This is a genomic window from Ruminococcus sp. RTP21484sp1_RTP21281st1_A8_RTP21281_210402, from assembly GCF_040914025.1.
Lineage (GTDB): Bacteria > Bacillota > Clostridia > Lachnospirales > Lachnospiraceae > Blautia_A > Blautia_A faecis.
In genome coordinates this window covers 22,173-35,044 of sequence record NZ_JBCPGE010000046.1, presented here as the reverse complement: position 1 = coordinate 35,044, position 12,872 = coordinate 22,173, and the positions used below count along the sequence as shown (strand labels likewise).

Sequence of the window (12,872 nt, the reverse complement as noted above, 5' to 3'; positions counted from 1 at the left end):
GTCGTCGTGCCCGCCTCCGTGCGGGCATTTTTCAATTCAAGAGAGCGCCTCAGGCGGTCTTTCCTATAAAGTAAAAAGAAAGCTCATGCTTCCTCTTTTTGCTCATTCTCGGCATATTGCGCTTCCTCCCGTTTTCGTGTATGGTTTCGGGGCGATTTTCTGCAAAATTACAGCCATAGAGCCGCCTAAAATCTCCCGAAGTATCAGCGATAGGGTAGACTATCCCCCTATCAGATTGTCGTGTTTCGGTATCATTTCGGTGTCAGTTCGCCAGTTCTCCCCGGTGTCGTTCCTCCCCTGAATCTCACAGCGGCGTATCGCTCCCTTTGGTATGCTCGTTTTGGTAAGGGTTCCTCCATATCCCTGCCAAAAGTCATGGCACTACATCGCCGGGGAAGCATATCCCACACAGGCTGGTCATTCGATTGGAATAATCCATCGATGAACTACCTGTATCATAGAACATTTTTGTGCCCTGTGCCGTATGTCCACAAAGTAGGAATTAGGGGTAAAAATCAGAAATTTCCACGATTGCGGAATTGATATGGTATAATCAATTCAACGGTTATAAATGTCGTTAGAAAGGGGGAACTGCTTCAATGAACGGAGCTACTACAATACAGGAACGGCTAAAAGATTTACGATTAAACAAAGGATTAAAACTGGAAGAACTGGCAGAGCAAACAGGTATTTCAAAATCGGCTCTTGGCAGTTATGAAAAAGATGACTATAAGGAAATCAATCATGGCAACCTTATCCTGCTGGCAGATTTTTATGGGGTGTCCCTCGATTATCTCTTTTGCCGGACAGAGAACCGGGCGGAGATCAACACGCCATTAAGGGAGCTGCATTTGAGTGATGAGATGGTAGCACTTCTGAAAAGCGGTCGGATTAACAACCGTCTGCTCTGCGAACTTGCCACCCATAAGGACTTTATCAAGTTTCTTGCGGACATTGAGATTTATGTGGATGGAATTGCCACCATGCAGATTCAGAACCTCAACGCCCTTGTCGATACCGTCCGGCATGAAATCATTGAACGGTATCGCCCCGGCGAAGACGACCCCCATTTGAAAGTGTTGCAAGCCGCCCATATCAGTGATGATGAATATTTCAGCCACATGGTTCTGGATGACCTAAACCTGATTATCCGGGATATTCGGGAAACCCATAAAAAGGATAGTGAGAGTGCGCCCCAGACCACTGTTGCCAATGAACTGAAAGAAAATCTGGAAGCGGTCGAAAATTTCAAGGGCAGCCGTTTGGAAAAACTGGCAGTGCTTTACTGCAAGCAGCTCGGTATCAACTATAAAAATCTGTCAGATGAAGAATTTCGCTGGCTTATTCGGATTCTCCAAAAATCAAAGAAAACGGGAACGCCTATCAACCAGAGGAAAAAACGGTAAAGGAAAACCGCTGTTGCATGGTTTGTTGGATTCCATGTAGCAGCGGTTTGTGCTGTGGTTATTACTTCATTCGTTTTCTTAATATTCGGCGATAATTTGTTTCTCCCTTTGGTGCGTCCTGTATAATTTCCAACACACCATCTTCAAGCATTTTATCAATGCGATTGGAAATCCATACATCACTAATTCCAAGTTGATATTTTCCTAAAACATTACCTATGACAATAGCCATTTTGAATTGCTCTGGCTGTTCCGCAATTTCACGAAGAATGAAACTATCATATATATCTTCTGAAACGCTTTGCAATTTACCATTTAACATTGCACGCAAAGGTGCATTTTCATTTTGAAGTTGATTCCATTTCATAGCACAAGCTGAAAGAAATACAGGATTAGCTTTCTCTTGTAGAGTTATATAGTTTCCCCATTCGCCAGGAGAGACCTCGCCCCATGCTATTTTGGATGTCATAGTATTTTCTTTTCCATATTCCCATGTAGGTAACTTAACCAAATAAATTGTTGTCTGGCAGTTTAAGGGTTGAAGTTGTTTCATAAGCCAATACATACCACAAAGCTCATCTGGATTATAGCTATACCAAATGCGAATTTCTTCCCCAGCTACATATCGTTCAATCACTGAGGTCAATGTAGTTTTAATTTTCTGTATTTTTTCTTCAACCTGATAATCTAAATCCTCTACAAAGCAGACAGACAGCATTTTCTTGAAAACATTTTTCCGCTGTTCGCCAATTCCATTATCAGAAATATCTCCCACACTAAGAGCCATATCAAAACAATAAACATCACAGCTCTTGCCTCCCAATGGAATAGCATTCTCCCAAGCAATGCGTTCTTGTTCCTGTGCTTGAAGCTGTGCTTTTTTCATTTCATCTGAAGATGGAACACTCCCGTCTTCATGCCTCATAAATATTGAAACAGCACTTCCTCTATACTTTCCCTTGCCGTAAGTTTGGGCAATTTTCAAACTTCCACAGGCACTTTCACCAAATACAATTTCAATCATCTTATATACCTCCGATTTAATTGCTCCCGTTATGAATAAATCATCTCATGCAAAACAATTTCTTCTGCCCGGTTATGAATGTTATTGCAACGCTGCACCCATTCCATTTGGTGGGTACGCTTCAATTCCTCGGTTACGCCCTCGGCAGTTTTCATCTGCTCCATGATGGTGTCTAACCGTTCCTGTGCCTGTTCGTTCAGGTCTGCAAGATATGTCCACAATTCCCCGGTCAGTATCAATGTATTCAATCTGGCTGGGTGGACTTCCCTTAAATATTCCCGGTGCATCCGTCCGTACTTTCCGATAGGGCGGTGTTCCTCCGGCAGTTTCAAGTCCGGGATGTAATAATCTCCGACAAGGATATAATCAATTCCGTTTTCCGTTATTCTTGGTTTCAATTCGCTCATGTTCCTTACCTCCTGTGGAAGCAGGCTCGTCTGGTACTAACTCAATCACATCGGTAATCTCACAATTCAGCGTTTCGCAGATACGGGCTAATGTATCCATGCTGATGTGCTTTCCCTCTTTGCTCATGTTGGCAATCATATTTGTTGTCATACCAGCGGCAAGCCTTAAATCCTCTTTTCTCATATCACGCTCTAACAGTGTGTGCCAGAGTGGCTTATAGCTGATGTGCATATTGTTTTCCTGCCTTTCTATCTATACCACCGGGGCGGCTGCCCCGGCAGGAACTTTTCTCTTATTATAGCACCAATCTTGTGAAATCACAATTTATTCTTGTAGCCTGCCGCTGATACCGTCTGGATTGTGCTTTTCCTTTCGTTTTTTGTTCCAACTAATTAGCCATGAACTGTTTTATTCCTTGTGACTTTGCACCCGGATTGTCCGTTCCATATCCTTCCAGCAGATTGATCACTCCCCAGGCTGCAAGTCCGGCTCCGATCGCACAAACCAATGTTTTTAAGGTCGTAATTGCCGTTGTAAAAAATGCCATAAGTGTACCCTTGGAAAACTTACATTTTCCAGTCCTTTCTTAGATTTTTTCCAGAAAGGGAAGAAAACACTATATAAACCCTGCCTTTTGTGCTACACTAAGCATAGGATTTTCTACTTGGAAAATACCTCACACGTACAGTCGGTATATTCATTTTCGTCGATGGATACCGACTGTTCCTTTTTTCCAAATTATTCATGATTTCCTCCCATGATCCACTTCCCGACAATTTGTCGAGAAGTTACATCTGATACAATTCCACTTCATCCTCTGGTTTCAGTATCAGATTAGTACTCAGATATTTTTCAATATCAAAGGTATTCTTTTTGTTATAATCGGACAGATATTTGTAGTTTTTATGTTTGCAAATATCGTATTTATTTGAGAAAAATGGTCTGACACCTCTCACCTGCAGAATACATTTTCCCCCGTCCATGACTGCTATTTCATCCTGGCTCATCAACTCCTTTCCTGTTTTCTGGTAGTTCATTCCATAAGACCGCTGACTGCCTCTCGTATCCGATGTGTTATAAAGATCTATGGTTTCTTTTCCCAGGATCTCCGCTATTTCCTTTAATGTCGTTTTTTCCTTTCCACCTAGGAATAAGGTCGTATCACAGTTCCCTTCGATGGTATCGGCATTATCCTTATAAATTGCCTTAAGCTGAGACTTTGACTGCAAAATAATAGAAGCTGAGATTTCCCGGCTTCTAATCGTAGCAATCAATTTTTCGAATTTTGGAATTTGTCCGATGTTCGCAAACTCGTCCAGGAGACACCTCACATGAATTGGAAGTCTGCCTCCATATACATCATCAGCTCTGTCACAGAGCAGATTAAAAAGCTGTGTGTACATAATAGAAACAATAAAATTAAAAGTATCATCGGTATCTGAAATAATAACAAACAATGCAGTTTTCCTGTCACCAACCAGATCCAATTCCAGCTCGTCATAACTCATAAGCTCCCGCAGTTCCGCAATATCAAAGGGTGCGAGTCTTGCACCACAACTGATCAGAATAGATTTTGCTGTCTTACCAGAGACGAATTGTCAAGGACTTTTTAATCAAATTCACAAAAAAGGTGCCAGAAGCACCGTATGGCTCCTGACACCTCGTTTGATAGATTACATTTTTCCGTTCAGCAGGTCTTTGCAGAGATACGCATAGTCTGGCAGCTGGTTGATATATGGCTCCCAGCGCCGCTTGATTTCGGCTAATTCCAGCGGGTCGGCTGCTTCCAGTGCATGATCGTTGCCCGTCATATACAAAACATCCGTAGCAACATCGTCCAAACACCTGCCACAGAGATCGGCGGCAGATTCGATTCTGATACCGGTATCCACATAGACTGGATTTACGCCAATCGCCAGCCAGACATAGCCTACCTTGTCCGACCAGAGCAGTTCAAAATCAGGGCTTTGCCGCAGATGTTCCTCAAAGACCTCCTTTACTCGTTCAATTTCATGCTTCTCTTTTTCTGTGTAAAGCATTTTCGTGTCCTCCTTGACAAAAATTTTGGTGCGTACCATCATCAGTTTAGCACAAGGCGGCTTCGTTTATCAGTCTGTCACATCTGCTGAATTTCATTTTTGAGCATACGCTTGATTTTATCGCTCATGGTTTCTGTGCTGGTATTGCTGAAATGGACATGAACCTTGTAGGTTGTCTTACCGATTTTCTTTACCATCGCTGGCGTGTTTTCCGGCGCTCTGGACGCAGTAACGGCGTCTGCCACCTGCATAGTACGGGGTTCTTTGTTCATGGCGCTCCTTTCTCCGAACGGGTCTGTGCCGCCCGGTAAAAAATCAGTCTTGCTTACTGTTTACAATTTCTTTTGCTGTCTGTCGGGTAGCACCGGCATTTTCTTCCCGGAAATTCTTCCCGTCAAAAAGAATCGGCGCACACCGTTCCAGAATACGGTCATAGATACGGGCGTGGGCCAGGTCAGGCGGGTTCTTGAGTTCGGCCAGTTTCAGGTTGGTGGTGATGATCATGGGCCTGCGGCTGCGGTATCGGCTGTCAATGACGAAAAACATCTGCTCCATCGCATACTCGGTACTGCGCTCCACACCCAAATCGTCAATGATAAGCAGGTCGTATTCGTCAAAGCTGGCGATAAAGTCGGCCCTGTCTTCGGAGAACATCCCTGTCAGGCGGTTCAGGATGGTGGGAAAGTTCGTCATCAGCACAGGCACATCCCGGTCAAGTAGAGCATTGGCGATACATCCGGCGAAAAAAGATTTGCCGGTTCCCACATCTCCAAACAGCAAAAGCCCGATATTGCTCTTATATGCTTCTTTCCAGTTCTCCACATAGGCGCGGGCCTTGTCCATCAATGGGTTTTGGCCGTTGTCGTTGGCAAAGGTGTAGTCATAGAGATAGCGGTCTTGCAAGCCCTGTGCCTTTCGGCGTTTGATACGCTCCATGCGGCGCTGCCGTTCTTCAGCAGCCTTGCGCTGTTCCTCGGCCTCCTGCTGGCACTGGCAGATGCAGCGGGGCATGAAGTAGCCTGGTTTTCCAAAGCATGGCACAACGGTCTGCCTCTGGCCGCCGCACTTCTTACAGTGAATGAGGCCGTCTGCCGGGTCTATGTACTCGTCCCCGGCCAGTTCCACACCGGCGGCTGCCTTGTCGATCAGCGCCCGGATTTCTGCGGTAATCTCAATCATACGGTTTCATCTTCCTTTACGCTGTAATCCCGGTTGCGGGTGGGCGGGGCTGCTTTCTTCGCGTCCTCACCGGCCCAGCGCCGGATGGTGGCGGCATGGCTCTGATACCGCTTACCGGTAGAGGCCATGTATTCGGACAGCTTTTCGATGTACTGGCCCCATACAGTGGGAAAACTGGCCTGCAAGTCTGCCAGTTCCTCGTCCGTCAGGAAAACATTCTGGTAACGGCCATAGGCGCGGGCGGAGCGTCCCTTCTCTATCTCTCTCTTTATCTCTATCTCTTTCTCTAACTCTATCTCTATCTCTGGTGGACGAATGTCGGACAAATGTCCGTCGTTTGTCCGGGGCGCGGAAAGAGCCTTGTTTTGGAGCCTCGCCGCACGCTTTCGCTCGGCCTCGGTGGAGGACTGGCCGATCAGCAGTTCAATATTGCTCATGTAGAAGGTGCCGCTGTCCAGCACTTCCACAAGACCCAGCTTCAAAAAGATCTGCAAGGCTCTCTCCACAGTGCCGATCTGCTGGCGGGTAATGGTGGCGATCATCTGCGCCGTGTAGGGGATGTCCTCGTCAAGCTGGAGCCGCCCGCCATGTTTCAGCGATTTCAGATACAGCTTGAGCAGAATGTTGGAATATAGCACACCGTCCTGCATACTTTCCAACAGCACGATGGAATCATCGTCAAAATAGTTTTCTTTGAGTTTCAGGTAATAATATTTTCGGTTGTCTGACATAGGGTTCCTCCTTGGGGTTTCTCTTGGGATTCTGTACGCATTTTAAGGCCGTTTTAGGGGTCGGAGGATAAATCTATCAGCCTGCCTTTGACACCCTCGAAAAAATCCTTGATTTACAAGGGTTTTTCAGCCCCTAAAGCGTGACATTTCTCCCGTTGTTTCCGCTTGCGCTTTGCGGCGTTGATCCGCTTCATGCGTGCGGCACATTCCGGGCAGTATTTGGCCCTGTTAGAACCGGGGGTAAACAGCGCCCCACATACGGCGCATTTCTTAGCATTCAGCCGGTGGAACAGCGCCGTTTCCAGTTCCTTATCCTGCGGCAATACCGCCGCCCGAAACCACCTGCACAACAGGGAGTAGGAAATAGACTGGACACAGACACATTCCTCCCCATCGTCCAGGGCGATACAGTTTCCGTCGATGTAGTTACAGCACTCATGCACCAGCCTCCGCGCTCTGCGGTACTGGCGGTAATCCATGACAGGGATAGGTTCAGACTTATTGTTCTTCATAAATGATTTCTTTCATAGTGTAGCTAACCTCCTTGAATGAATTTATTTTTAAATATTCGTGCAAAGTATTGTTTTCTTCGTGCAAATGGCATATACTATAATTGCCAGCAGAAAGGGGTTGATCGTATGGCTGGAAATACCACAAACATCAGTATCCGCATGGACGCAGATTTGAAAGCGCAGGCGGACGCACTGTTTACTGAACTTGGCATGAACCTGACTACGGCGTTTAACATCTTTGTGCGCCAGTCGCTTCGTGAAGGCGGCATTCCCTTTGAAGTAAGGCTGGAACAGCCCAACAAGGAAACGATTGCTGCCATGCTGGAAGCGGAAAGGATTGCAAAAGACCCGTCTGTAAAGGGATACAATGACCTTGACGAGTTGTTTGCCGACCTGAAAAAATGAGGAAAACAAAGTACACCGTCAAGTACACGACCGCTTTCAAAAAGGACTACAAGCGGGCAATCAAGCGCGGCCTGAAAATCGAATTGCTGGAACAGGTCGTGGCGCTGCTGTCGATGGGCGAACCGCTGCCGGATAAAAACCGCGATCACGATTTGTCCGGCGATTGGGTGGGCCATCGGGAATGTCACATTCTCCCGGACTGGCTGCTCATTTACCGTATCGAGGATGATGTGCTGGTGCTGACGCTTGCCCGCACCGGGTCGCACAGCGACTTGTTCGGCAAATAAACCATCTGCCGCCGTATGGGAAAACCTGTACGGCGGTTTTTCTGTGTGCAAAAGGGTGTCGTGAAACGCGACGCACCTGAAAGGGGTCGGCAAAGCGCCGTACCCTTTACCGCTCCGGCCCCCGGTCGCGGGGCTTGTCCCGTTCCTGCCGGGCCAGTTGGTCGGCGGCCTTGCGGAGCCGTTCCACAGCTTTTAGCTCCTCCCGCATAGCTTTCATGTCGATGCTGTCCGTCTGCTTTCCGGCGGTCAGCTGGTCGATCTCCCGCTGCCATGCCTTCGGGGTGATTGCCTCGCCGTTGTCTTTCAAGTCTTTCAGATACCGGGTCGCTGCGTCATACAGAATCAGTTCCCGGCTGTGGCGCTGTTCAAACTGTTCCCGCTTTTCCGGCTTTACTTTGGCAAGCTGTTTGTGGATGGACTTGTACTGGTTGTACTGTTCCCACATCTCCCCGCGTTCGGTAAGAATGGCGATCCGGCGCTCAGCCTTGACGATCTTTCCCCGCAGGTCATAGTAACGGCTGTTCATATCAGCGATTTTTTCATGAAGCTGCTGCATAGACTGGATGCCGTTTGCCTGCAAAAAGCTGAATAGTGTAGCGCTTTCCTGCAAAGCCCGGATTTTGCCGGTGCGGGTGCGGGGAGCGTTCAACTGCTGCTGAGCCTCCCACAAAGCTGTCAAGCTGCTTTGCTGTGTTTGTGGTTTTTCCGTTTCGGCTTTCGACCAGCGATAAAGACGGGTAATGCGGGCTTTGATTTCTTTCAGCAGCTTGTTGTCGGCAACGATCTGCCGGTTTACTTCGCCCTTGTCGGTGCGGATGCCGCGCTTTTCCATTTGGCTGGTGGCTGGCCCCAGATGGACAGAGGGAATCTTATCAATGCCCTGCCGCTTGTAGCTGCGATGGTCAATGCGCTCCGGTCTGCCGGCAGATTCCAACGCCCGATTGGTGTAGGCCGCCCACGCTGCCCGCCAAATCTCCACATTTTCTTTATCGTTCCAGTCGGTCGTATCCTCTCTGTGATTTTTCCAACCGCCTTTCCCATCCGGGATACGCTGTCCATTCTCGTCCAGATCGTATGCCTTGCGGCACTTTGCGCCCCACTGTCCATTTTCTTTCAAAGGCCGGAGCGTCAGCATGATATGGACATGAGGATTGCCAGTTCCCTTGTCATGGATAGCAAAGTCGGCACACATTCCTTTGTCTACAAAGTTGTCCTTCACATAGGCGCGCACAAGGGCAAGCTGCTGTTCGCCGGACAGTTCACGGGGCAGGGCTGCTTCAATCTCGCGGGCAAGCTGGCTGTCCCTGGCTTTCTCGATCTGCTCCACGCTGTTCCAGAGGATAGATCGGTCTGCAAATTCCGGCGGCGCGTGGGCAGGCAGCATGATCTCCGCATGGACAATGCCGCCTTTCCGGGTGTAGTCGTGGGTCATTCCGTCCCATTCATTTGTCAGCTTGGTTCCGCTGCGGTAAGCAGCTGCGGCAACGGCAGAACGGCCTGCGCTGCGCTTGATGATACTGACGGGGATATGACAGAAATCTATGGGGAACACCTCCTTTCAGTGAGGGGATAACAGGCTCTGTGGAGCCGGACAAACGCAAAGCGGGTGTTTGGCTGCGCAGAGCGCACAAGGGGTTTGGGGAGCGTAGCTTCCCATCGCGGACGAAGTACGCAACGCCCCCGGCAGGGCGCACAGCACCGGCAACGGTGTATAAGTGCGCCCTTGTAAACAAGGGACTTATGGCGTGTCCCCGGATTTTGGCAGGTTTGCAGTCAATTCCGCAGCCCCCGGAAGATGGGACAGGGTAATCAGAAATGCTTTGACCTCTGCGCCGGAAAGGTCGGGAGCCAACGGGAAAATCCCCTCCAAAACGGCTCCACGCTCAATCAGGCGGCGGGTGCGAACCCTGCGTTCTTCGTTCCGCTGCTTGTTCTCCAAAATCTTCTTTCGGTTTTCAAGCTGCCGAATCTCCTTCAGGACTTTCTCCCGTTCTTCTTTTTGGGGGTGGGCTGTAATTTTTTCGTTCATGTCAGGCACCTCTTTTCTTTGGAAATACTCATAGATTGACCGTCCATTTCTGTCGAGCAAAGTACCGGCGCAGTCTCCGCAGTGCGGCATGGATGGATTTTCCCGCCTGTGATGGCGTGATACCCTCCATTGCGGCAATATCTTTCACTTTCATACCCAGCATATAGCGGGCATGGACACGGCGAGCCTGCATAGGCGGCAGGGAGGAAATGGCTTCATACAATCGCCGTATCAGTTCTTCGTATTCGGCCAATTCTTCTTTTTCTATCAGGTAGTCCTCCGGCGATGGCTGCGCCCAGCCGATGGCGGCATTTTCGATTCCATCGTTACAATCGAGGGAATAAAACGCCTTATACCGGAACATCTTGCGATCTCTGGCGGCCTCGGCTCTCTTGTCCAGAAGAAACGCTTCGACGATCTCATCGGACACCTCCACAAAAATGTCCTCTTTGCAAAATGGATAATATTGTTTGAGATTGATGGTCTGCATAGGCACGCCCTCACTCTGTTTGAAAAAGGACATCATAGCAACGGCGCATATTCCGCAGCCCCCGGTGGATGGCAACGCTGACCTTACTGCTATGGATACCCTCTCTCCGGGCGATTTCCGGCTGCTTGATACCGGCAATGTAGTAGGCGTGAACACGGCGGGCCTGTGTCGGAGTGGCATGAGCCAGAGCCACCGGCAGAGCTGCAATCAGGTATAGGCGGGTGGTCATTTCTTCTCGTTCCAGCAAAATATCTTCCGGCGATCTGCTGTGTTCCAGTGCGTAATTTTCCAGCCAGCTGTATGCGTCCAGAGAGTAGTAGGCGCGGTGGTAGACTTTCCGACGCTCATAGTTCTCCATCTCCCGCTTGGCCTGATACATCGCTGCCCATACCTCGTCCGTAACATCCACAAACTCGTCATGCCGGTAGTGGGGATACATCCACCGCAGATTGATTGTTTTCATAGGCTTACCTCCTGAAAATCGGAGAGGCGGACAGCTCGTCCGCTGTCCGCCCCTCGCTGAGATAAGGGAAATAATCCCTTTCACTTGGTAGCCAGAAAACAGGTCATTCGTTAAGCCTGTTCTCAAAGAAATTTATAAATTTTTTTCTGACCGCCTCCACACTTTGATACACAGCCACTTTGGAGCAGCCGCACAGCACACCGATCTCTGCAAGGCTCAGCCCGTCAAGCGCATAGAGCAGGAACCGGCGGCGCTGGGCCTCGGTACAGGTGTCCAGAACAGCCATCAGCTCATGCAGCGTTTCCATGCGGCAAAGGTATTCCTCCGGCGTTTCGCCGTAGCCCCCTACGCCCTCGGTGGTAATGATGTACTCGTCAAACTCCCGGCCATCCCAATGCCGCCGCTGTTCATGGAACAGGTTCTCCGTTTTATGATCGGCCCGGTCAAGAAATTCATAGACTTCCAGCGTAACCTCCACGGCCACAGCTTGTCCGTTATAATTGATGGTAACTTCCATCTGCCTTTCCTCCATTCAGATTTTTTGGGTAAATCTGAATGGGGCGGCGGGGAGCGGCACCGGGGATAAAGTTCGAGCCATGCTGACCCGATGTTCCGGCTCCACAGGGACAAAAAAGCGCCCGGACGGCATAAAGCCATACGAGCGTAATAGAGTATATTTTGCTGTTTAGTTACATGGTATAGTGCATACTTCTGACCGCATTGCTCCGCTGCTGGGAACAGACTTTTTTTAGCTGGTGCAGGTCATGGGTACTGTGAAAAAAGGCAAGCATAGACACGGCGGCAATCCTCCTATATGCCGCCGTGGATTTACACGGTGTTAGGTCGTCGGGTTTCTGCTTTTCGCAAAAAGAAACGGCGGCTCTGTTTTTTCAAAGCCGCCGGAAGATAGCATAGGCGCGTTAATAGATCTGCTTTACGACGGCTTTTTTTCTTTTGCCGTCGTCCGGCAGATTATTTTTTTATGAGTAAGGGCGAAAAATCAATCGTAATCATAAAATTATGGTCATGTATTTCAATTATTGGATTTGTACAATTCATCATAAGTAATAGCTTTTTCACAATGTAAAGTCCTTGTCCAGACGTACCATTACTTCTTGAAACATCTGCTACATAAAAGCGTTCCAACAGTTTTGAATATTCTTCTGTAGGAATAGATGCAACAGGATTTTTAATACAGAGTTGTACAGAATCTGCAATATTAATTAGTTGAATTACAACATTATTTGTAGTGGATGTTACCGCATTGAATATAAGATTTTGTATAATGCGAATACACGCCTTTCTGTCAGCATTAAGATAGATGTCCATATTAGGTATTTCTATTTTGGGTTCAATTCCATTAACGCTGAAAATCGAATAATTGTCTAGCAGGATTTCAGTAAGCAATGAGCATAGCTCAACCTTTTCATAGTAAAATGGATATTGTCCTGCTTCTAAAAGAGAGATTTGATAAAAGTCATCTATGAGACGTTCTAATCTCAATGCTTTTCCGGATAATGCTGAAATATATTCCGCTCTTTTTTCATCAGGCGCACTTGATAGAAGTTGCAAATATCCGCGAATGGAAGTTAGTGGTGTCCGTAAATCATGAGAAAGGCAAGAAATATTCTCTTTTAATTCATTCTCCTTTTTTTGAATTTCGCCCAGATAAATATTATCTTTTGATACAATCTGATTTATGATTTCAACCAAATGCTCTAACCGCCTATCAGATAAAGACACTGTAACTAACTTTTTCGTTTTTCTATTCAGAATAGCATTTAGTTGGACGATTACTTTATATATCTGTATTTTCCAGTTAATTAAAGAAATTGAAAGGATAATGACCAATGCTATCAGAACAAGAAACATAATCGCCCAACCCATATTCTACCTCCC

17 protein-coding genes and 2 pseudogenes are annotated in these 12,872 nt (G+C 47.7%); 3 read left to right on the top strand and 16 right to left on the bottom strand.

All coding sequences use genetic code 11. From position 1 onward, the window contains the following. Window positions 1–599 precede the first annotated feature (599 nt). Window positions 600–1,406, top strand: coding sequence for a helix-turn-helix domain-containing protein (locus AB5170_RS18050; protein ID WP_173772492.1), 807 nt, complete (start codon window positions 600–602; stop codon window positions 1,404–1,406). A gap of 61 nt (window positions 1,407–1,467) precedes the next feature. Here AB5170_RS18050 and AB5170_RS18045 read toward each other — a convergent pair whose 3' ends face one another. The 10 genes and pseudogenes from AB5170_RS18045 to AB5170_RS18000 all read right to left on the bottom strand — a co-directional run bounded on the left by AB5170_RS18045 (window position 1,468) and on the right by AB5170_RS18000 (window position 7,299). Continuing rightward, window positions 1,468–2,430, bottom strand: coding sequence for a DUF3658 domain-containing protein (locus AB5170_RS18045; protein WP_005927687.1), 963 nt, complete (start codon window positions 2,428–2,430; stop codon window positions 1,468–1,470). A gap of 29 nt (window positions 2,431–2,459) precedes the next feature. Further along, window positions 2,460–2,837 (bottom strand): TnpV protein, encoded by a 378-nt coding sequence (locus tag AB5170_RS18040; RefSeq protein WP_005927690.1) that lies wholly within the window; start codon window positions 2,835–2,837, stop codon window positions 2,460–2,462. Beyond that, the gene (locus AB5170_RS18035) at window positions 2,797–3,069 is read right to left on the bottom strand and encodes a helix-turn-helix transcriptional regulator (RefSeq protein ID WP_002593556.1); all 273 of its coding nucleotides are present in this window, start codon (window positions 3,067–3,069) and stop codon (window positions 2,797–2,799) included. Before AB5170_RS18035 ends, AB5170_RS18040 begins: the two co-directional genes overlap by 41 nt. Before the next feature lie 163 nt (window positions 3,070–3,232). Further along, window positions 3,233–3,385, bottom strand: a pseudogene (locus AB5170_RS18030) (Maff2 family mobile element protein); the annotation flags it as partial. 241 nt (window positions 3,386–3,626) lie between these two features. After that, window positions 3,627–4,427 (bottom strand): annotated as a pseudogene (locus AB5170_RS18025) (VirD4-like conjugal transfer protein, CD1115 family); the annotation flags it as partial. A gap of 84 nt (window positions 4,428–4,511) precedes the next feature. Continuing rightward, the gene (locus tag AB5170_RS18020) at window positions 4,512–4,877 is read right to left on the bottom strand and encodes a hypothetical protein (RefSeq protein WP_002596334.1); all 366 of its coding nucleotides are present in this window, start codon (window positions 4,875–4,877) and stop codon (window positions 4,512–4,514) included. Between the two features lie 77 nt (window positions 4,878–4,954). Then, window positions 4,955–5,149, bottom strand: coding sequence for a transposon-encoded TnpW family protein (locus AB5170_RS18015; RefSeq protein WP_002596333.1), 195 nt, complete (start codon window positions 5,147–5,149; stop codon window positions 4,955–4,957). A gap of 43 nt (window positions 5,150–5,192) precedes the next feature. Beyond that, window positions 5,193–6,056: an ATP-binding protein gene (locus AB5170_RS18010; protein ID WP_118575720.1), complete on the bottom strand. Its 864-nt coding sequence runs from the start codon at window positions 6,054–6,056 to the stop codon at window positions 5,193–5,195. Then, window positions 6,053–6,787 carry a phage replisome organizer N-terminal domain-containing protein gene (locus tag AB5170_RS18005; protein WP_002596331.1) on the bottom strand — a complete coding sequence of 245 codons (735 nt, stop codon included), beginning with the start codon at window positions 6,785–6,787 and terminating at the stop codon, window positions 6,053–6,055. Before AB5170_RS18005 ends, AB5170_RS18010 begins: the two co-directional genes overlap by 4 nt. A 113-nt stretch (window positions 6,788–6,900) precedes the next feature. Continuing rightward, complete coding sequence (locus AB5170_RS18000) at window positions 6,901–7,299, bottom strand: cysteine-rich VLP domain-containing protein (protein ID WP_148462897.1); 399 nt, start codon at window positions 7,297–7,299, stop codon at window positions 6,901–6,903. A gap of 126 nt (window positions 7,300–7,425) precedes the next feature. Between AB5170_RS18000 and AB5170_RS17995 the strand changes: the two genes are divergently transcribed. After that, complete coding sequence (locus AB5170_RS17995; protein ID WP_014081141.1) at window positions 7,426–7,704, top strand: type II toxin-antitoxin system RelB/DinJ family antitoxin; 279 nt, start codon at window positions 7,426–7,428, stop codon at window positions 7,702–7,704. Further along, the gene (locus tag AB5170_RS17990; RefSeq protein WP_003509355.1) at window positions 7,701–7,991 is read left to right on the top strand and encodes a type II toxin-antitoxin system YafQ family toxin; all 291 of its coding nucleotides are present in this window, start codon (window positions 7,701–7,703) and stop codon (window positions 7,989–7,991) included. Before AB5170_RS17995 ends, AB5170_RS17990 begins: the two co-directional genes overlap by 4 nt. A 106-nt stretch (window positions 7,992–8,097) precedes the next feature. Here AB5170_RS17990 and mobQ read toward each other — a convergent pair whose 3' ends face one another. The 6 genes from mobQ to AB5170_RS17960 form a co-directional block, all read right to left on the bottom strand. Next, the gene (gene mobQ / locus AB5170_RS17985) at window positions 8,098–9,543 is read right to left on the bottom strand and encodes a MobQ family relaxase (RefSeq protein WP_368361812.1); all 1,446 of its coding nucleotides are present in this window, start codon (window positions 9,541–9,543) and stop codon (window positions 8,098–8,100) included. A gap of 186 nt (window positions 9,544–9,729) precedes the next feature. Then, complete coding sequence (locus AB5170_RS17980) at window positions 9,730–10,020, bottom strand: DUF3847 domain-containing protein (protein ID WP_062808218.1); 291 nt, start codon at window positions 10,018–10,020, stop codon at window positions 9,730–9,732. A gap of 28 nt (window positions 10,021–10,048) precedes the next feature. Then, the gene (locus AB5170_RS17975) at window positions 10,049–10,510 is read right to left on the bottom strand and encodes an RNA polymerase sigma factor (RefSeq protein WP_009296689.1); all 462 of its coding nucleotides are present in this window, start codon (window positions 10,508–10,510) and stop codon (window positions 10,049–10,051) included. A 10-nt stretch (window positions 10,511–10,520) separates the two neighbouring features. Next, complete coding sequence (locus AB5170_RS17970; protein ID WP_097792201.1) at window positions 10,521–10,973, bottom strand: RNA polymerase subunit sigma-24; 453 nt, start codon at window positions 10,971–10,973, stop codon at window positions 10,521–10,523. Window positions 10,974–11,076: 103 nt separating this feature from the next. Then, on the bottom strand, window positions 11,077–11,490 hold the full coding sequence (locus tag AB5170_RS17965; RefSeq protein WP_014081146.1) for an RNA polymerase sigma factor: 414 nt from the start codon (window positions 11,488–11,490) through the stop codon (window positions 11,077–11,079). A gap of 455 nt (window positions 11,491–11,945) precedes the next feature. Continuing rightward, on the bottom strand, window positions 11,946–12,860 hold the full coding sequence (locus tag AB5170_RS17960) for a sensor histidine kinase (protein ID WP_368361813.1): 915 nt from the start codon (window positions 12,858–12,860) through the stop codon (window positions 11,946–11,948). Window positions 12,861–12,872: the final 12 nt, after the last annotated feature.

Excerpts from the sequence above, each read along its gene's own strand:
- AB5170_RS18050 (WP_173772492.1), top strand. The coding sequence starts at position 600 with ATGAACGGAGCTACTACAATACAGGAACGGCTAAAAGATTTACGATTA.
- AB5170_RS18045 (WP_005927687.1), bottom strand. The coding sequence starts at position 2,430 with ATGATTGAAATTGTATTTGGTGAAAGTGCCTGTGGAAGTTTGAAAATT.
- AB5170_RS18040 (WP_005927690.1), bottom strand. The coding sequence starts at position 2,837 with ATGAGCGAATTGAAACCAAGAATAACGGAAAACGGAATTGATTATATC.
- AB5170_RS18035 (WP_002593556.1), bottom strand. The coding sequence starts at position 3,069 with ATGCACATCAGCTATAAGCCACTCTGGCACACACTGTTAGAGCGTGAT.
- AB5170_RS18020 (WP_002596334.1), bottom strand. The coding sequence starts at position 4,877 with ATGCTTTACACAGAAAAAGAGAAGCATGAAATTGAACGAGTAAAGGAG.
- AB5170_RS18015 (WP_002596333.1), bottom strand. The coding sequence starts at position 5,149 with ATGAACAAAGAACCCCGTACTATGCAGGTGGCAGACGCCGTTACTGCG.
- AB5170_RS18010 (WP_118575720.1), bottom strand. The coding sequence starts at position 6,056 with ATGATTGAGATTACCGCAGAAATCCGGGCGCTGATCGACAAGGCAGCC.
- AB5170_RS18005 (WP_002596331.1), bottom strand. The coding sequence starts at position 6,787 with ATGTCAGACAACCGAAAATATTATTACCTGAAACTCAAAGAAAACTAT.
- AB5170_RS18000 (WP_148462897.1), bottom strand. The coding sequence starts at position 7,299 with ATGAAGAACAATAAGTCTGAACCTATCCCTGTCATGGATTACCGCCAG.
- AB5170_RS17995 (WP_014081141.1), top strand. The coding sequence starts at position 7,426 with ATGGCTGGAAATACCACAAACATCAGTATCCGCATGGACGCAGATTTG.
- AB5170_RS17990 (WP_003509355.1), top strand. The coding sequence starts at position 7,701 with ATGAGGAAAACAAAGTACACCGTCAAGTACACGACCGCTTTCAAAAAG.
- AB5170_RS17980 (WP_062808218.1), bottom strand. The coding sequence starts at position 10,020 with ATGAACGAAAAAATTACAGCCCACCCCCAAAAAGAAGAACGGGAGAAA.
- AB5170_RS17975 (WP_009296689.1), bottom strand. The coding sequence starts at position 10,510 with ATGCAGACCATCAATCTCAAACAATATTATCCATTTTGCAAAGAGGAC.
- AB5170_RS17970 (WP_097792201.1), bottom strand. The coding sequence starts at position 10,973 with ATGAAAACAATCAATCTGCGGTGGATGTATCCCCACTACCGGCATGAC.
- AB5170_RS17965 (WP_014081146.1), bottom strand. The coding sequence starts at position 11,490 with ATGGAAGTTACCATCAATTATAACGGACAAGCTGTGGCCGTGGAGGTT.
- AB5170_RS17960 (WP_368361813.1), bottom strand. The coding sequence starts at position 12,860 with ATGGGTTGGGCGATTATGTTTCTTGTTCTGATAGCATTGGTCATTATC.